18 protein-coding genes are annotated in these 16349 nt (G+C 57.1%); 6 read left to right on the top strand and 12 right to left on the bottom strand.

The window, feature by feature from the left end; all coding sequences use genetic code 11:
• Window positions 1-10: 10 nt before the first annotated feature.
• The 5 genes from ACR0BK_RS04420 to ACR0BK_RS04400 form a co-directional block, all read right to left on the bottom strand.
• Window positions 11-649 carry a glutathione S-transferase family protein gene (locus ACR0BK_RS04420; RefSeq protein ID WP_480553867.1) on the bottom strand — a complete coding sequence of 213 codons (639 nt, stop codon included), beginning with the start codon at window positions 647-649 and terminating at the stop codon, window positions 11-13.
• A gap of 279 nt (window positions 650-928) precedes the next feature.
• Window positions 929-1141, bottom strand: coding sequence for a hypothetical protein (locus tag ACR0BK_RS04415; protein ID WP_209503252.1), 213 nt, complete (start codon window positions 1139-1141; stop codon window positions 929-931).
• A 55-nt stretch (window positions 1142-1196) separates the two neighbouring features.
• Complete coding sequence (locus tag ACR0BK_RS04410; RefSeq protein WP_480553866.1) at window positions 1197-2978, bottom strand: acyl-CoA dehydrogenase C-terminal domain-containing protein; 1782 nt, start codon at window positions 2976-2978, stop codon at window positions 1197-1199.
• Between the two features lie 42 nt (window positions 2979-3020).
• Entirely contained in the window at window positions 3021-3422 is a 402-nt protein-coding gene (locus ACR0BK_RS04405; RefSeq protein ID WP_209503256.1) for a MerR family transcriptional regulator, read from the bottom strand.
• Between the two features lie 270 nt (window positions 3423-3692).
• Window positions 3693-4061: a MerR family transcriptional regulator gene (locus ACR0BK_RS04400; protein ID WP_480553865.1), complete on the bottom strand. Its 369-nt coding sequence runs from the start codon at window positions 4059-4061 to the stop codon at window positions 3693-3695.
• Between the two features lie 115 nt (window positions 4062-4176).
• Between ACR0BK_RS04400 and ACR0BK_RS04395 the strand changes: the two genes are divergently transcribed.
• From ACR0BK_RS04395 to ACR0BK_RS04385, 3 genes are read left to right on the top strand one after another with little or no spacing between them, the layout of a single operon-like run.
• Window positions 4177-4596 (top strand): PaaI family thioesterase, encoded by a 420-nt coding sequence (locus ACR0BK_RS04395; RefSeq protein ID WP_480473537.1) that lies wholly within the window; start codon window positions 4177-4179, stop codon window positions 4594-4596.
• Between the two features lies 1 nt (window position 4597).
• Window positions 4598-5116 carry a PaaI family thioesterase gene (locus ACR0BK_RS04390; RefSeq protein WP_480473536.1) on the top strand — a complete coding sequence of 173 codons (519 nt, stop codon included), beginning with the start codon at window positions 4598-4600 and terminating at the stop codon, window positions 5114-5116.
• Between the two features lie 2 nt (window positions 5117-5118).
• On the top strand, window positions 5119-6435 hold the full coding sequence (locus tag ACR0BK_RS04385) for an MATE family efflux transporter (protein WP_480553864.1): 1317 nt from the start codon (window positions 5119-5121) through the stop codon (window positions 6433-6435).
• On the opposite strand, the gene arsC is transcribed toward ACR0BK_RS04385, so the two are convergent.
• Genes arsC through ACR0BK_RS04365 form a run of 4 tightly spaced genes read right to left on the bottom strand, consistent with a single transcriptional unit; the run spans window position 6432 to window position 8591 of the window.
• On the bottom strand, window positions 6432-6773 hold the full coding sequence (gene arsC / locus ACR0BK_RS04380) for an arsenate reductase (glutaredoxin) (protein WP_480517677.1): 342 nt from the start codon (window positions 6771-6773) through the stop codon (window positions 6432-6434). The two genes, ACR0BK_RS04385 and arsC, sit on opposite strands and share 4 nt — an antisense overlap.
• Window positions 6770-7828, bottom strand: a complete 1059-nt coding sequence (locus ACR0BK_RS04375) for a quinone-dependent dihydroorotate dehydrogenase (protein WP_480553863.1) — start codon at window positions 7826-7828, stop codon at window positions 6770-6772. The genes arsC and ACR0BK_RS04375 overlap by 4 nt, the downstream gene beginning before the upstream one ends.
• A complete protein-coding gene (locus ACR0BK_RS04370; RefSeq protein ID WP_480492875.1) occupies window positions 7825-8256 on the bottom strand; it encodes a DUF1330 domain-containing protein in 432 nt (143 codons plus the stop codon). Before ACR0BK_RS04370 ends, ACR0BK_RS04375 begins: the two co-directional genes overlap by 4 nt.
• On the bottom strand, window positions 8253-8591 hold the full coding sequence (locus ACR0BK_RS04365) for a DUF952 domain-containing protein (protein WP_480553862.1): 339 nt from the start codon (window positions 8589-8591) through the stop codon (window positions 8253-8255). Before ACR0BK_RS04365 ends, ACR0BK_RS04370 begins: the two co-directional genes overlap by 4 nt.
• A 108-nt stretch (window positions 8592-8699) precedes the next feature.
• Between ACR0BK_RS04365 and ACR0BK_RS04360 the strand changes: the two genes are divergently transcribed.
• Window positions 8700-10277, top strand: coding sequence for a bifunctional metallophosphatase/5'-nucleotidase (locus tag ACR0BK_RS04360; protein ID WP_480553861.1), 1578 nt, complete (start codon window positions 8700-8702; stop codon window positions 10275-10277).
• A gap of 64 nt (window positions 10278-10341) precedes the next feature.
• Here the strand turns inward: ACR0BK_RS04360 and ACR0BK_RS04355 are convergent, their stop codons facing one another.
• Window positions 10342-11994 carry a tetratricopeptide repeat-containing sulfotransferase family protein gene (locus tag ACR0BK_RS04355; protein WP_480553860.1) on the bottom strand — a complete coding sequence of 551 codons (1653 nt, stop codon included), beginning with the start codon at window positions 11992-11994 and terminating at the stop codon, window positions 10342-10344.
• Between the two features lie 55 nt (window positions 11995-12049).
• On the opposite strand from ACR0BK_RS04355, the gene ACR0BK_RS04350 reads away from it, so the two are divergent.
• Entirely contained in the window at window positions 12050-12715 is a 666-nt protein-coding gene (locus ACR0BK_RS04350) for an SOS response-associated peptidase (protein ID WP_480473527.1), read from the top strand.
• 37 nt (window positions 12716-12752) lie between these two features.
• Window positions 12753-13805: a tRNA 2-selenouridine(34) synthase MnmH gene (gene mnmH, locus ACR0BK_RS04345; protein ID WP_480517663.1), complete on the top strand. Its 1053-nt coding sequence runs from the start codon at window positions 12753-12755 to the stop codon at window positions 13803-13805.
• Here mnmH and selD read toward each other — a convergent pair.
• A complete protein-coding gene (selD, locus tag ACR0BK_RS04340; protein WP_480553859.1) occupies window positions 13796-15955 on the bottom strand; it encodes a selenide, water dikinase SelD in 2160 nt (719 codons plus the stop codon). The genes mnmH and selD overlap by 10 nt on opposite strands.
• Window positions 15956-15960: 5 nt before the next feature.
• Window positions 15961-16347 (bottom strand): Na+/H+ antiporter subunit G, encoded by a 387-nt coding sequence (locus ACR0BK_RS04335; protein ID WP_480473524.1) that lies wholly within the window; start codon window positions 16345-16347, stop codon window positions 15961-15963.
• Window positions 16348-16349 lie beyond the last annotated feature (2 nt).

The following is a 16349-nucleotide window of genomic DNA, read 5'->3' as shown; positions in this document are numbered from 1 at the left end:
GGTCTTCTCCTCAAGCTCGATCCGACGGGTTGCCGGGCATCAGGTCATAGGGGTGTTTCCAGCCGGGCTGTTCGGACAAGCGGGTCAGCCAGGCGTCGATATGGGGCCAGTCGGCACGGTCAAAACCGAATGGTTCAGGGTAATACATATAGCCGCAGCAGCTAAGGTCGGCGTTGGTCACGCCATCGCCAACGATCCAGTCGCGGCCGTCCAGGTGGTTGTTCAGGATCTCATAAGCCGCCTTCAAACGTCCTTTGTTGAATGCAATGACATCGGGGTTGCGGTGCTGCTCGGGTAGGAAATTGATCAGGAACCGCGTCAAACCAGCCATGGAGCTGAGTTTGTGATTGTCCCACAAAACCCAACGCAGAATATCGTAGTTTTCTTCCCGGTCCTTGCCACCGAACTTGCCGGATTTCTCTGTGACATAGGCCTGAATCGCACCGGATTGGCTGGTGCGAAAATCTCCATCGACCAGAACAGGTGCCTCACCCAACTCGTTTACGTCAGCACGATATTCCGGCGTGCGGGTTACACCTTTGAAGAAATCGACAAAGACCGGTTCCCACTCCAATCCGGACATTTCCAGAGCCAAAGCAGCTTTGTAGCTGTTTCCACTTTCTCCGAAGCAATGAAGTTTGATGGTCATGTGCTCGCCCCTCCCAAGGCGCATTTGGCTAGGCCGGATTTGAGTATTTTTGAAAAGATGAAGGGCAGTAGGTAACGTTTCATCAACCATCTTCGTATTCAGTGGTCGTGCGGTACAGGCTGGAGAGCTGATGACCGCAAAAGGTGAAGTCGTTCCTGTCCTGATGGCGAGTGCGCCCGGTGGCAGGGACGCATCGCCGCTTCATCTTTTCACAAATACTCCCGCCGGAGGCGTCCGGCATTCAAATTAAAGTCGCAGTTGAGTTTTCTCCGCAGCAGTTCACCTCTTCCGTGCCTCAAGTTCGGAATTGAAGATGCGTAGGCGGTGGGTCAGGTTCTCCTCATCAATCACGCTGTTGAAATTCTCGAACAAGAAAGACAGCGCCTCGCCTTCGTCCAGACCAGCATCCCGCGCGAACGCTTTGAGTTTGCGATACCCATCTTCAGTCATCGCAACCGGAAAGCGGCGGGTCAGGCGAAAACGTTTTGGCATTTGGTCTCCTCCGGTAAGCTGGGTCCGGGCGGTGTTGCCCGGACCCAGACTGAGTTCAGAAGTTCGCCGCGTCTAGTGCCATTACCGTGTCCGCACCGGTCTGAATGCGCGCAAGATGCATCGCTGTCGCTGGCAGGCGGCGCGCCATGTAGAAGCGACCGGTGTTGATCTTGGTCTCGTAGAACTCTTTGTCCGACGCATCATTGTCCAGAGCGTTCTGCGCGGCCTTGGCCATCTGCGCCCACATCAGACCCAGGCAAACATGGCCGAACATGTGCATGAAGTCATAGGACCCGGACAGTGCGTTATTCGGGTTCTTCATGCCTTCCTGCATGAAATACATGCCTGCGGCCTGAAGATCCTTGGACGCGGCCTTCAGCGGTTCGATGAAGGCTTTATCGTAAGCTTCGTCCTTGCCGCCGTTTTCTTTGCAGAAGCTTTTGACCATCTCGAAGAAGGCCATGACGTGCTTGCCGCCATCCTGCGCCAGTTTGCGACCCACAAGGTCAAGCGCCTGAACGCCATTTGCGCCTTCGTAGATCATCGCGATGCGGGCGTCGCGGGTGTATTGTGACATACCCCATTCTTCGATGTAGCCATGGCCACCATAGACCTGCTGCGCCTGAACGGTCATGTCGTAACCTTCGTCGGTCAGGAAGCCTTTGATGACCGGAGTCAGCAACGAGATCAGCCCGTCTGCATCCTTGTCTCCCGCGCGGTGCGCCTTGTCGATCATTGTCGCGCCCCAAAGGATGAACGCGCGTGCGCCTTCGGTAAAGCTTTTCTGATCCATCAGGTTGCGACGGATGTCAGGATGCACGATCAGAGGATCGGCCGGACCATCCGGATTTTTGACACCGGTCACATCGCGACCCTGCAAACGGTCTTTGGCGTATTCCAGAGCGTTCTGATAGGCCGCTTCGGCTTGCGACAGGCCCTGCATGCCCACACCCAGACGCGCTTCGTTCATCATGGTGAACATGGCGCGCATGCCCTTGTGCTCTTCGCCCAGCAGCCAGCCGGTGGCTTCGTCATAGTTCATGACGCAGGTCGAGTTGCCGTGGATGCCCATTTTCTCTTCGATCTTTCCGACCGATACGCCGTTGCGTTCGCCCAGGCTGCCGTCTTCGTTCACAATGAATTTGGGCACAATAAACAGCGACACGCCTTTGATGCCCTCGGGGCCACCTGGGATCTTGGCCAGCACCAGGTGGATGATGTTGTTTGCCATGTCGTGGTCGCCGGCCGAGATAAAGATCTTCTGGCCGGAAATCTTATAGCTGCCATCACCCTGCGGTTCTGCCTTGGTACGCATCAGGCCCAGATCGGTGCCACAATGCGGTTCGGTCAGGTTCATGGTGCCGGTCCATTCACAGCTGACCATGTTGGGCAGGTATTTGTTCTTCTGCTCGTCTGTCCCGTGCGCCAGAATGGCCGAGGCTGCGCCATGGGTCAGGCCCTGATACATGGTGAAAGCCTGGTTGGAGCCCGAGAACATCTCTCCTACGGCTGTGCCGATCACGTAGGGCATGTTCTGGCCACCATACTCTTCCGGCATGTCGAGGCCAGTCCAGCCACCTTCCTTCATCTGCTCGAACGCGTCTTTGAACCCGGTAGGTGTGTACACAATGCCGTTTTCCAACCGGCACCCTTCGGTGTCACCAACAACGTTCAAAGGATGCAGGACGTTGGCGGCAACCTTGCCTGCTTCTTCCAGAACTGCGCCGGTGAATTCGGCCTCCAGTTCATCATAGCCGGGGATGTCCGACTGCGAGACTTTCAGAACATCGTGCAGAATGAACTGCATGTCTTTGGTTGGCGCGTTGTAAACGGGCATGTGAAGCTCCCTTAATTCATATGTCCGGAAAGCAGGGCGAGGTTACTCGGCCGCCTTCTTTTCCTGTTTCATTGAGGCGATGACTTTCTCGCCCCAGCGCAACTGCTCTTTCAGATCGTCGATGGCCTGCGTCAGCTCTTCGCGGCGCGATTCCATGTCAGCCAGACGTTCGCACGCGATTTCATAAGTGCGATTCATCTGGGTGACCTGTTGATCGCCCACATGGTAGAGATCCAGCAGCTGTCGAATTTCCTCGAGGCTGAACCCAAATCTTTTTCCGCGCAGGATCAGCTTCAGCCGCGCCCGGTCACGTTTGGTGAACAGACGTTTTTGGCCTTCGCGGATCGGGAACAGTAGTTCCTTTGCCTCATAGAACCGCAAGGTGCGTGGTGTGACATCATAGGTCTCGCACATCTCGCGAATGGTCATCACATCTTCGGTCATTCGTCATACTCTCGTCACTGGCGTCATGAGACATGAGTTGCGCAGTTGGTGGGTGCTTTACAACATGTGAGTGACGTTTACGTAATCCAGACGCTGCGTCACTTTTTAGTTGACGTAACATCCGTGCACGTAAGCGGTTTCCGACGTAATTTTGTTACCGTCGCGTCAACTGATTTCCGGCATGAACAAACGGGTGCGGGGAAGGGGATGCGCACCGGCTTTGACAGGTTCTGCCACCTGCAATGCTTGGCTATGAAATATCGGAAAAGGTTATTCCAGCGACTTGGCCGTTTGGTCGCGCAGGCTTTTGAGTTCGTCCATTGCCTCATCCAGCTGCTGTCGCTGCTGCTGAAGCTCACTCATCTGGCGGTCCGCCATTTCGACAAAGGTGGCCATCTGGGCCTCGTTTCCCTGATCTTCATAGATCAGTAGCCATTGGCGAATCTCTTCTAGAGGAAAACCAAACTTTCGGCCGCGCATGATAAGTTTCATCCGCGCGCATTCCCGGGCCCCATAAAAGCGCGAACGCCCTTCGCGGTCCGGTTGCAAAAGCTCGATATATTCGTAGTAGCGCAGGGTGCGCGGTGTCACGTCGAACTTGGCGCACATTTCTTTGAATGACAAACGGTTGTTGGACATTCCCGGTCTCCTCGTCAGCAACCTAGGCGGTCCCGATCCCAAGCGCAACAGGCAGGCTTGCTCTTTTCCGGAACACCGGCTCATAAAGGCGGTGCAGAGAACAGGACGCATACCCATGGTCGATAAGACAGTTTTAGCCCGCCAGTTTATCGAGGCGATCCCCCATGCGCGGGCATTGAACCTTACGCTCACGCAGATCGGCGAAGGTGAGGCTGAGATAACCTTGCCCTACAACGAAGACCTGATCGGGGATCCGCGTACAGGGGTGATTCATGGGGGGGCGATATCCACGATCCTGGACACCTGTTGTGGTGCTGCGGTGATGAGCCACCCGTCGGCCCCCGGAGGAACCGCAACAATCGATCTGCGGATAGACTATATGCGCGCGGCGACGCCAGGTCAGACGATTACTGCGCATGCCGTCTGTCATCATATCACGCGAAACGTTGCCTTCGTGCGGGCCACCGCAATGGACAACGACACGGATCTGCCTGTGGCGACTGCCTCGGGCTCTTTTACGGTTGAAGGGAAGTAATATGCCAAGACCTCGTCCCGAGCCGATGCAGGTGGTCAAGCAGCGCCGCGATGCAGCCCTACGCGCGCTTGTTGACGGCGTACCGTATATCCGTTTTCTGAACATCAGTTTCGACAGGCGCGGGGATGAGCTGACCGGCGTTTTGAATTTCGATGACAAGCTGATCGGCAATCCGTTTCTGCCTGCAATTCATGGCGGCGTAACCGCTGCCTTTTTGGAGGTGACAGCCGTTATCACTCTGAGCTGGGAACACATATTCCCAAGTATAGAAAACGGTGAGATCGATGCAGATGCCATCGTGTCAGACGAAAGCATCCGGTTTCCGAAGACGATCGACTTTACCGTTGACTATCTGCGTTCCGGCTTGCCGCGAGACGCCTATGCGAGGGCGTTTATCAGCCGGTCCGGGCGGCGTTACGCCTCGGTACGGGTTGAAGCCTGGCAGGACAATCATGCGAAACTGTTTGCGCAGGCCTCCGGGCATTTCTTGATGCCGCAACCTGCCAGAGACAAGAGCTGACCATGCAGGACGCCTCGGCGCCCATCACGCATGGACGGGTGCTGAAGATCGCGGTGCCGATTGTCCTGTCGAACGCCACGGTCCCGATTCTGGGGGCAGTGGATACCGGCGTTGTCGGTCAGTTAGGGCAGGCTGCGCCTATCGGGGCGGTCGGGATCGGCGCAGTTATCCTGTCAACGATCTACTGGATCTTCGGCTTCTTGCGGATGGGAACCACCGGGATGGCGGCGCAGGCACGCGGGGCAGGCGACGCTGTTGAAACCCGCGCTTTGCTGATGCGTGGTCTGATGCTTGGCGGCGCGGCCGGGTTGTTCTTTATCCTCACCCAAGTGGCTGTGTTCGCGGGTGCGTTCGCTTTATCTCCGGCAAGTCCCGAGGTCGAAACGCTGGCCCACGCCTATCTTGAGATTCGAATTTGGGGCGCGCCTGCCACTATCGCGCTTTATGCGGTTACCGGATGGTTGATTGCGGTTGAACGCACGCGCGGGGTTTTTGTTCTTCAGGTCTGGATGAACGGATTGAACATCGTTCTGGATCTATGGTTCGTGCTTGGTCTCGGCTGGGGTGTCGAAGGGGTTGCCATTGCCACTTTGATTGCGGAATGGACAGGTCTGGCGCTGGGCCTTTGGCTGTGTCGGGATGGGTTCGAAGACGGAACCTGGCGTGACTGGGCCCGCATATTTGATGCCGTTCGGCTGCAACGGATGTTGCAGGTCAACGGCGATATCATGATCCGGTCGGTTTTGCTAACCGGATCCTTCACGACCTTTCTTTTCGTCGGTTCCGATCTGGGTGATGTCAATCTGGCGGCCAATCAGGTCTTGCTTCAGTTTCTAGAAATCACAGCTTTTGCGCTGGACGGGTTTGCCTTTTCCGCCGAGGCGCTAGTCGGAAGCGCGGTGGGTGCCAGAGACAGGTATCAGGTGCGCCGCGCGTCTGTCATGACATCGCAATGGGGTGTTGGCGGTGCCCTGTTACTGGGTGTGGTTTTCTTTGTCGCCGGACCGGCGTTGATCGACCTCATGTCAACATCGCCGCAGGTGCGCGAGGCCGGGCGCGAGTTTCTTATCTGGGCCGCGTTGGCACCCGTTATAGGCGTGGCAAGCTGGATGTTTGACGGCATCTACATAGGTGCTACATGGACCCGCGCCATGCGTAGCGCGATGTTCCAATCGGTCGCTATCTATCTGGTTGCGCTGTTCATTCTGGTGCCAAGTTTCGAAAACCACGGCCTGTGGGCCGCGTTGATGGTGCTTAATATAGCACGTGGCGTGACTTTGGGATGGCGCTATCCCAAGCTCGAGGCGCAGGTGGCCTAGAGCAGCGTAAGAAGGTTTTCCGGTGGACGCCCGATAGCGGCCTTATCCCCCGCAATGGCAAGCGGACGCTCAATCAGGATCGGGTTTTCGGCCATGGCCCGGATCAGGGCCTCGTCTGGCGAAGCCTTTGTCAGCCCCAGTTCCTTGAACCGAGATTCTCCGGTACGAATCATCTCAACGGGCGAAAGCCCCAAGGCGGATTGTGCCGCTCGCAGCTCATTGATTGATGGTGCATCCTCAAGATATTTGCGCACCGTGACCCGCGCGCCATTTTCTTCCAGCAATGCAAGACCGGCGCGGGATTTTGAACAGCGCGGGTTGTGCCAATATTCGATCATAGCCAGTCTTCTCGTTTGCTGCCGACGGCCTGAGCTACATTTTCAAAGCCGTCGCGGGCCAGCAGTTCATCCAGCCCTTTCGCAATGTCCGCCGCCAGAGAAATGCCGCCATACACCATCGCCGTATAAAACTGCACAGCAGATGCCCCGGCGCCAATCTTTGCATAGGCCTGTTCCGCATTGCTGATGCCACCGACGCCGATCAGGGGAATGTCACCCCCGGTCAACTGGCTGAGCCGCGCCAGAACACGTGTTGATTTCTCGAACAGCGGTGCGCCGGACAGCCCGCCGGTTTCACCTTTGTGCGAACTGCGCAGCCCGTCGCGTGACAGGGTGGTGTTGGTGGCGATCACGGCATCCACACGGGTCTCGCGCGCAACCTCGGCAATGTCCTGCAACTCGGCATCGGTCAGGTCCGGCGCGATTTTCAGGAAGATGGGCAGCGGGCGAGGCAGCGCATCCCGGGTTTCAATCACACCGTTCAAAAGCGCGCTTAGCGCCGCCTTGCCCTGCAAATCCCGCAGCTTTTCCGTATTCGGGGATGACACGTTGACCGTGGCAAAATCCAGATGCGCGGCACAATGCGCCAGCACCTTGACGAAATCACCCGCGCGATCCTCGCTGTCCTTGTTGGCACCCAGATTCAGGCCGATCACCGCATTCTTGGGGCGATCAGCAAGCCGTTTTGCCATCACCTCCATGCCTTCGTTGTTGAAGCCAAAACGGTTGATCGCCGCTTTGTCCTCGGTCAGGCGAAACAGGCGGGGTTTGGGGTTTCCCGGTTGGGGGCGCGGTGTGACGGCGCCGACTTCGATGAAGCCGAATCCTGCGCGTGACAGCGGCGTCAGAACCTCACCGTTCTTGTCGAAGCCCGCGGCCAATCCTACCGGGTTAGGCAGGTCCAAACCTGCAAGGCTGGTTTTCAGGCGCGGCGTTGCCACCGGCCCCGGCGCAGGCGCAAGCCCCGCCTTCAAAGCCCTGATCGACATTCCGTGGGCGGTCTCGGGGTCCATGCAATGCAGGGCCGCAAGCCCGAACTTCTCGGTCAGTTTCATCCAAACGCTTTCCCGCTTTTGCTTGATCCGCACCGGATCAGGCGCGAGGTTTCTACCGCAGCCTGCCGATGGACCACCGCTGCCCGGTACACCGGGTCAGTCACCATTTCCAGAAACGCATATGCAGTCGGATAGCGTGCGATAAAGACGGCATCCCATACCTCATCAGCCGGTCCGATCAGAGTCGTTTCAAATACACCCCGCCACAGGATGCTTGCCCCGATACGGCCAATGATTGCGGCGGTTTCAGTCCCGTATTTCTGATAGGCCTGCGCCCCGGTCAGCCCTGCGCCGGCCAATTCATGCGAACTGGGATACTGCGCCTCGGCGCGGAACTTCACTAGATTGAGCATCTCGATCGGCTGGTCGCGGTCCAGGGCCTTGAACGCCTCGAACTGGGCGCGATCCGGATCGACATAGGATGTCATGCCATGTCCTCGGGAAACCGATGTGCCGTACCGACAAAAGGCAGCGGACGCGCCCAGACAACATCGCTTAACCTGATCTGACGATACAGATGCGGAAACAGGGCGTTTCCTCGCGACATTTCCCATTTCAGGTCATCGCCCATGGCGTCGGCATCACATGCCAACAGTGTAAGCCCTTCAACGCCGGCAAAATGCTTGGCGGCGGTTTCAGCCGCTTGTTCAGCGGTGGAAAAGTGAACAAACCCGTCTGACACGTCAATGGGTGCTCCGTCTGTGGCGCCCAGACTTTGCAGTTCAGCCCATTCGTCGGTTCGGAAAATCTTGTAGATCAGCATGATGACCTGATGCCCCGCACGGCGCTTGGAATCAAGCTGGATTTCTCCTTTGACTCTCAGTCGACATAAGCGCACGATCCCCGGCAATAATAATTAGGGAGTTCCAAGATGTTGACCCGATTTTTAACTTCGGTTGCGGTGGTGGGCCTGACTGCGGGCGTCGCAGCAGCCGACTACAAGCTGACAATTCTGCACACCAACGATTTCCATTCGCGCTTTGAGCCGATCAACAAATACGACAGCGGATGCGGTGCGGAAGACAATGCGGAAGGTAAGTGCTTTGGCGGCTCGGCGCGCCTTGTTACGGCAGTTGCCGATGCGCGCGAGCGCGCAGAAAACTCGATTCTGGTGGATGGAGGTGACCAGTTCCAGGGGTCCCTTTTCTATACCTACTACAAGGGCAAGGTCGCGGCCGAGTTCATGAACAAGCTGGGCTATAACGCCATGACCGTTGGCAACCACGAGTTTGATGACGGCCCCGAAGTGTTGCGGGGGTTCATCGACTCGGTCGACTTCCCGGTCCTGATGTCCAACGCTGATATTCGCGACGAAGAGCTTTTGACGGACAGGATCAAGAAATCGACTGTTATCGAGGTGGGCGGCGAAAAGATCGGCCTGATCGGTCTGACCCCAATCGACACGGATGAGCTTGCCTCGCCCGGCCCCAACGTCACGTTCTCGGACCCGGTGCCAGCCGTGCAGGCCGAAGTCGATAAACTGACGGGTGAGGGCGTTAACAAGATCATCGTTCTCAGCCACTCCGGCTATGGCGTCGATCAGCGCGTCGCGCAAGAGACGACCGGCGTTGATGTGATCGTCGGCGGACATTCAAATACGTATCTTTCGAATGTGTCGGATAAGGCGGCAGGTCCGTACCCAACGGTGGTAAACGGCGTACAGATCGTTCAGGCCTATGCCTATGGCAAGTTTCTGGGCGAGTTGAACGTCACTTTCGATGACGACGGCAAAGTGGTCGAGGCAGTTGGCGAGCCTTTGATCATGGACAACGCAGTAACCGAGGATCAGGCCGCGCTGGACAGGATTGCGGAACTGGCGGTGCCTTTGGATGAAATCCGTAACAAGGTCGTTGCAAGCGCTGCGGAAGCTGTTGAAGGGGATCGCTCTATTTGCCGCGTGCAGGAATGCCAGATGGGCAACCTGGTCGCCGATGCGATGCTGGCGCGCGTGGCGGATCAGGGCGTTCAGATCGCCATTGCCAACTCGGGTGGGTTGCGGGCGTCCATCGACCCTGGCGATGTAACCATGGGCGAAGTTCTGGCTGTACTACCTTTCCAGAACACATTGTCGACCTTCGAAATCAGCGGACAGGGTGTCATTGACGCGCTGGAGAATGGCGTTAGTCAGGTGGAAGAAGTGAAAGGTCGTTTCCCGCAGGTCGCTGGTCTTAGCTTTACCTGGGACCCAAGCGTTGCGCCGAACGAAGGACGCGTCAGCGAGGTGATGGTTGCCGAGGGTGACGGTTTTATACCGATCGACCCGAACAAGACTTACCTTGTCGTCACCAACAACTTTGTCCGCAACGGCGGTGACGGGTACGAGATGTTCGAAGGCGACGACAAGAACGCCTATGACTTCGGCCCGGACCTTGCGGATGTAACCGCAGAATACCTGGCGGAAAATGCGCCCTATCAGCCCTATGTCGACGGGCGTATCAAACAGAAATAACTGGGTTTACGACAAAGACAAAAGCCGCATTCCTGTGATGCGGCTTTTTTTGTTTTGTAACCGTTCAGCTGAAATCGTACTCGGGCCAGAGCTCGGGGTCGATCCCGTCGAGCATCGGCTTGATATGCTCGGCAACCTCGCGCCAGCCTCCGATAGACTTGGTCGAGATCTTGCTGCGCACCTGATCAATGCTGGCCGTGCGCACCTGTTTCGTGTTCTTTTCAGGGTGCATCATCGTTTCGTTCCACTCCAAATCGCAGAACGCGGCGACCTGCTGGCTGTAAGTTTTCGGGTCTGCCACCAGTTCTTCGTAAGGCACCGTCAGAATACGATTGCCGAACACGGCATCCCAATGTGCCATGTAGCGACGATACATATTTGCCGAATGGGCGATGGCCTGCATATTCGAGGCATAGCGCATTCCACCGGCAGGAAAACACCTGATCCATTTGGACAATCCAACATCACGCGGATCGCGCAGCATGTTAATAATCTTTGCCCTTGGGAAGGCAGACAGAAGGAAGCCGATACGTTGATAATTGTGCGGCATCTTGTCGACAAAGGCGACAGAGTCGCCTGGAATGGGCGGCATCAATTCGAGGAATTCCCGCGCGAGTTCGGACGCTTTGGCAACGTCGTACTTCATGCCTTTTTTCTCATATTCACGCGACAGGTCCGCCCCCAAAGTCAGTTCACCGCAACCGGATATTCCGGGGGCTGAACTCAACATCATTTCCATCAATGTCGTGCCCGAGCGGGGTTGACCCAATACGAAGATCGGTTTCGGCCCCTCGGCAAAGCCGGACTCTGGTGCTTCGACATCAACGGGAAACAAGCTGGTGATCCGGAACAGCTTTTCCTCTTCATCGGCCGAGACATAAGGGTTGCCTTGGTGCTGAATATCATTGGCCCGCGCGTAATGCGGCATGGCGGCATTCAAACCGTCTAACTTTGAAATCAAATGCGCCTTGGCGAACTGGAGTTCCAGCTTATCATCTCCCTTTTCGGAGATGGCTTTATTTACGGCTTCCAGCAGCTCCGGAGCTTCCTCTGTAGTTGCCATTGCCGATAATTGCAGCAAAGCCGACACATGCTCGGGTTCGTTTTGAAGAATGCGCCTCAGTATTGCTTTGGACTCGTTCTTTTCGCCGGTTTGGTGAAGGTCTACAGATTTTATAAGGGCAATTTTTGTGTTCTCGGGGTCCAGCTCGTAGGCGCGGGCGACATCCCGCGAGTTTTCATCGTCAAAGCCGATATTGGCGTAAGCTCTGGCACGTTTAGCAAGTAGGTCCACATTGTCTGGATCGCTCTCCAGCTTCCTGCTCGCATGTTCGATCATCATGCGCCAGTTGGTGCCTTTGAGGTGAATTTCATCCAGCACGCGGTTCAATTCCTGGTTGTTGGGGAATTGCTCCAGCTTTTGTTCGGTATATTCCAGGGCCTTGGGAATTTGCCCGGTCTGCATCAATGCATTCGCCAGGTTTTCGACAAACTGCAGGTCGTCCGGTTTCATCCGCGAGGCTTCAACAAAATGCGGAATTGATTTCTTGTATTGCTTCATCTCGGTCAAGACAAAGCCGGCGATGGCATGATAATCTGAGTCTTTTGGGAATTTCTTGACACCCAACTGGGCCTTTTTCAAAGCTTGCGGCAGCTTGCCTGCTTCCAGAAGGGCCAGTGCTTTGCTCTTAAGGGATTGCGTTGTCTGGTTTTCCATGTGACCCCGTGAAATCCTGTGCCTGTATCAAGAAAGTATCGGTGGTTCATTACCCATGTGCGGACGGTTTGCAATAACTCTTCCCAACGACGCAATGGCGCAGCTGTTTTCGGCTCGCCCGGCAAACGCTCTGCCTGCGGTGCCGAATTTCAATGTTTGTCCGACAAATCAGGTACATGTCGTGCGTAGTGGCGAAACAGGGCGCCATCTGGACGCGCTGCGGTGGGGATTCCTGCCGCATTGGTACAAGACCGAAACAGCGGGGCCGTTGCTGATCAACGCCCGGGCCGAGACCCTGGCGGACAAGCCCGCCTTTCGCGATGCTTGCCGGACACGCCGCTGTCTGATCTTAGCGACCGGGTTCTATGAATGGACAAAAACGAAACAGGGAACGCGCCTGTCCTGGTATATCCACCGTCAGGACAAAGCTCCGATTGCTTTTGCCGGGGTCTGGCAGGACTGGGGTCCTGAAGGTGAACGGCAGGGCACCTGTGCAATCGTGACGACGGCCGCCAACAAAAGGCTTGAGGTCATTCATCAGCGAATGCCCTTGATCGTAGAACCCGAAGACTGGCCATTGTGGTTGGGTGAAGCCGGAAAAGGGGCCGCGCGGCTGATGCAGCCGGGGCACGAGGATGTGCTGACCTTCCACCGGGTCAGTCCTGTGGTGAACTCGAACCGGGCCAGCGGGCCAGAGCTGATCGAACCTTATGACGCGTGACCTTTTCTTTAGAAACGCAGCAAGCTAAACCTTCGGCATGGCTCTGAAATTTCCTGACCTGACCCAACTTTACGCGCACGGGTATGATACCGTGATCGACGTTCGCAGCCCTGCCGAGTTTGCCGAAGATCATCTACCGGGTGCAATAAACCTGCCTGTGCTGAACAACGAGGAACGCGCCCGGGTCGGAACCATTTATGTACAGGACAGCCCCTTTCTGGCGCGCAAGCTGGGCGCTGCTTTGGTGTTCCGCAATGCAGCTAATCACATCGAACACCACCTCAGCCATCATGACGGAGCGTGGCGCCCCTTGGTCTATTGCTGGCGCGGTGGACAGCGTTCCGGATCATTCACATGGATGTTGCAGCAAATCGGTTGGCGCGCGGAAGTTGTTGAGGGCGGCTATCGTACCTACCGTCGATTGGTGAACGCTTATTTGTACGATGATCCCTTGCCACATCGGCTGATCGCGCTGGATGGCTACACGGGCACCGCAAAAACCGATCTTTTGGCTCTGTTGCACGCACGAGGTGTACAGGTTCTGGACCTTGAAGCGCTGGCCAACCATCGCGGGTCCTTGCTGGGCGAAAGGCCTGGGGGGCAGCCCAGCCAAAAGGGGTTTGAATCTGCTCTGTCCGCTGCGCTGTGCGCAATGAACCCGGCGCGTCCAGTCGTGGTCGAAGCGGAATCCTCCAAAATTGGCAGCTTGATTCTGCCACCCAGCCTTTGGAACGCGTTGTGTGAGGCTCCGCGCGTGAGCATTACGGCTTCGATTGAAGCACGTTCGGCCTATCTGGTGCGGGCTTATGACGACATTCTGTCTGACAGTGACCGATTGCGGGACCGGTTATCACCGCTGCGGTTCCATCGCGGGCATGAGGTCGTGGACGGGTGGCTGCGCTTGATTGATGCGGATGAAAAACAGGCGCTGACACAGGCGTTGATGGAACAGCATTATGATCCCGCATACACCAAGTCCCGGCAATCCCGCCCGGTACAGGTGTTGGCCAATCTCAATATCGCAACTTTGGACAATGCGGGGCTGAGCAACGCGGCCGCGCAAATTGAAAGCCTGCTGGATCAGCTGTGAATGCGCAAGCCGGGTGTGCTGGTCAGTTGGCCAATGATCATTGCCGGATATCCCGCGTCCAGAAGATCTTGCAGAAGAGTATCGGCGTCCTTCGCATTCACGGCGGCCAGCAGGCCCCCGGCTGATTGCGGATCAAAAAGCAGCGCCGCCTTGCCCCCGGACGGAAGATTGGGCGCAATCGCGCTGTTGTCAGCAAAAATCGTTGACCGGACCCCCTGATCCGTCAGCGCAAGAGCACCGTCCATCACCTTTACAGCGTTCAGATCAAGCATGGCGCCGCAATGCGATGCGTCGCAGATGCCTTGCAGATGCCCGGCCAGACCAAACCCGGTCACGTCGGTCATCGCATGGGCGTTGGCCAAAATGCGGGCTGCATCGCCCTGGGGCTGTGTCATATGTTTGTAGGCTGCCGCGACCCAGGCCCCTTCGGCAAGACCGGCCATTTCCGCTGCCATCAGAACTCCGCTTCCCAAGGGTTTGGTCAGGATCAGGCGATCTCCCGGCTGCCCGCCCGCCAATGTAATCGGGGTAGCCTCACACAGGCCAGTCAGCGTGAAACCAACAGTCATCTCATCGCCCATTGAACTGTGCCCGCCCACGATTTCTGCACCCGCAGCGCGCATGACGTCACTCGCGACTGACATGACTTCGGACATTGTGCGGCTTTGCAGGGGGGCGGACATGCGCGGCAGGATGATCGTTGCCGTGGCCGCCTGAGGCGCGGCCCCCATGGCCCAGATATCCCCTAGGGCGTGAACCGCGGCAACACGCGTCATCAGTGCGGGATCGTTGGTGAAAGCCCGCAGATGGTCGGACGTCATGACTTGCTGCGCCCCGCCTGTTTGCAATAGCGCGGCATCGTCGCCGGGCAAGGTAGTGACGTCGGTACGAGTAGGGGCGGGGAGGGATTTCAGGGCGATTTGCAATGCGTCGTGCCCGACCTTTGCTCCACATCCTCCGCACATGGGCTTTTCACCCAAAACCCCATCAAGCCCAGCGGCCCGGTCGCGTGGCAGGGCGGGCGGTGTCATTCGCGGCAGGTCGCGAAACTTTTTCATGAAACTCTGGTCGATATGGTTCTTCCAGGCCCACATCAACGGGCCGCTGAACGATGTTCCCAAACGCTCGGCCAGTGCAGACTTGCCACCTAGTGAGATCAGTTTGAGATAGTCTTTTTGCGGTGTGTATTTTCGCATCCGTCCCGCGCCGAGCGCTGCGCGCAGATTATCGAACAAAACCGGCGCTTCGCGCACCGCATAGACGCCAGCCTTCGGTCTGGGGTTTTCCGAAAGATGGGCGCAATCCCCGGCGGCAAACACAGCCGGATCACTGGATTGCAGGTAGCTGTTCACGCGGATGTATCCGTCCTGAAGGTCAAGCCCTGTATTTGCGATCCAGTCATAGGCGCGGGCTCCGGCGGCACCGGTCACGAAATCAACCGGAATTGTGCGCCCGTCCTGTAGTTCCACGTGATCCTGCCCGATCCGGGTGATCACCGTGTTTTCGATCACCTCCACGCCAAGATCATGCATTGCAATCCGGATTGTTGCCGCCGCCTTGGGTTTGGTTGCAGTCAGGGCCGAGGCACTATCGATCAGGGTAATCTGTGCCGCCCGCCCCCTGGCCTTTAACGCGTGCGCCATCGCCATGACCAGTTCGACGCCGGCGACGCCGCCGCCAATCACAGCGACCGAGGCCGGCCCTTGACCCTTTAGATACTCGGCCCATTTCGCAGCAAAAGGTCCCAACGGCTTGGCTGGCACTGCATGTTCCGCAAAGCCCGGCAGGGCGGGCATGTCCGACGTGATCCCTACATTGACCGAAGCCACATCGAAGCCTACCGGAGGATGCCCGGGGACGTGCACTTCATGTGTTTCGGTGTCGATGCCACTGACCGCACCCAAGATCACACGTGCACCTGCGAAACGGGCCAATCTGACAAGATCGATATCCAACTCCCACCGGTCGTAATGACCGGCGACATATCCGGGCAACATTCCTGAGTAGGGGGCAGTGGGGCCGGGGTTGATCACGGTTACCCGCGCGCCGGGCAAAGGGTTCATTCCCCATTTGCGCAGCAGCAGGGCATGGGTGTGGCCGCCGCCAATTAAAACCAGATCACGGGTCAGGGGCAGCGGAGATGTGTGCATTTGTGTTAATTCGCGCTGTGGTCTGGAACATCCTCGACCTGCTCGACCGCGTGGGTGGCCCAGAGCTCATCCTCGCCAGCATCGGGCAGGTCGCTGGGCAGTTCATGACGGTGAATGTGCCATTTTGCAATGAACAGGGCCGTGATCGGAGCCGTCAGGAATAGAAACAGCGTTATCAGAAGCTCGTGTAGCGACAGTTTGCCTTCCAGCAGAACGGAATGGGTGATCGAAGCCAGCAACACCCCGCCCACACCCAAAGTTGTCGCTTTGGTCGGCGCGTGAAGGCGCGACATAGGGTCATTCAACTTGATCATGCCGAAGGACCCGACAAACCCGAAGATACCCGAGACTATCAAGAAAACGGCGATCAGCAGTTCTGCAAGGAATGTCATAT

This window comes from Ruegeria sp. AF1, from assembly GCF_056542125.1.
The sequence above is the reverse complement of the archived record's forward strand: the minus strand, read 5'-3'. Positions and strand labels throughout refer to the sequence as shown.

Excerpts from the sequence above, each read along its gene's own strand:
- ACR0BK_RS04395 (WP_480473537.1), top strand. The coding sequence starts at position 4,177 with ATGGTCGATAAGACAGTTTTAGCCCGCCAGTTTATCGAGGCGATCCCC.
- arsC (WP_480517677.1), bottom strand. The coding sequence starts at position 6,773 with ATGATCGAATATTGGCACAACCCGCGCTGTTCAAAATCCCGCGCCGGT.
- ACR0BK_RS04365 (WP_480553862.1), bottom strand. The coding sequence starts at position 8,591 with ATGCTGATCTACAAGATTTTCCGAACCGACGAATGGGCTGAACTGCAA.
- ACR0BK_RS04405 (WP_209503256.1), bottom strand. The coding sequence starts at position 3,422 with ATGACCGAAGATGTGATGACCATTCGCGAGATGTGCGAGACCTATGAT.
- ACR0BK_RS04375 (WP_480553863.1), bottom strand. The coding sequence starts at position 7,828 with ATGAAACTGACCGAGAAGTTCGGGCTTGCGGCCCTGCATTGCATGGAC.
- ACR0BK_RS04355 (WP_480553860.1), bottom strand. The coding sequence starts at position 11,994 with ATGGAAAACCAGACAACGCAATCCCTTAAGAGCAAAGCACTGGCCCTT.
- ACR0BK_RS04420 (WP_480553867.1), bottom strand. The coding sequence starts at position 649 with ATGACCATCAAACTTCATTGCTTCGGAGAAAGTGGAAACAGCTACAAA.
- ACR0BK_RS04360 (WP_480553861.1), top strand. The coding sequence starts at position 8,700 with ATGTTGACCCGATTTTTAACTTCGGTTGCGGTGGTGGGCCTGACTGCG.
- ACR0BK_RS04400 (WP_480553865.1), bottom strand. The coding sequence starts at position 4,061 with ATGTCCAACAACCGTTTGTCATTCAAAGAAATGTGCGCCAAGTTCGAC.
- ACR0BK_RS04410 (WP_480553866.1), bottom strand. The coding sequence starts at position 2,978 with ATGCCCGTTTACAACGCGCCAACCAAAGACATGCAGTTCATTCTGCAC.
- ACR0BK_RS04390 (WP_480473536.1), top strand. The coding sequence starts at position 4,598 with ATGCCAAGACCTCGTCCCGAGCCGATGCAGGTGGTCAAGCAGCGCCGC.
- ACR0BK_RS04385 (WP_480553864.1), top strand. The coding sequence starts at position 5,119 with ATGCAGGACGCCTCGGCGCCCATCACGCATGGACGGGTGCTGAAGATC.
- ACR0BK_RS04370 (WP_480492875.1), bottom strand. The coding sequence starts at position 8,256 with ATGACATCCTATGTCGATCCGGATCGCGCCCAGTTCGAGGCGTTCAAG.
- ACR0BK_RS04350 (WP_480473527.1), top strand. The coding sequence starts at position 12,050 with ATGTGCGGACGGTTTGCAATAACTCTTCCCAACGACGCAATGGCGCAG.
- ACR0BK_RS04335 (WP_480473524.1), bottom strand. The coding sequence starts at position 16,347 with ATGACATTCCTTGCAGAACTGCTGATCGCCGTTTTCTTGATAGTCTCG.
- ACR0BK_RS04415 (WP_209503252.1), bottom strand. The coding sequence starts at position 1,141 with ATGCCAAAACGTTTTCGCCTGACCCGCCGCTTTCCGGTTGCGATGACT.
- mnmH (WP_480517663.1), top strand. The coding sequence starts at position 12,753 with ATGGCTCTGAAATTTCCTGACCTGACCCAACTTTACGCGCACGGGTAT.
- selD (WP_480553859.1), bottom strand. The coding sequence starts at position 15,955 with ATGCACACATCTCCGCTGCCCCTGACCCGTGATCTGGTTTTAATTGGC.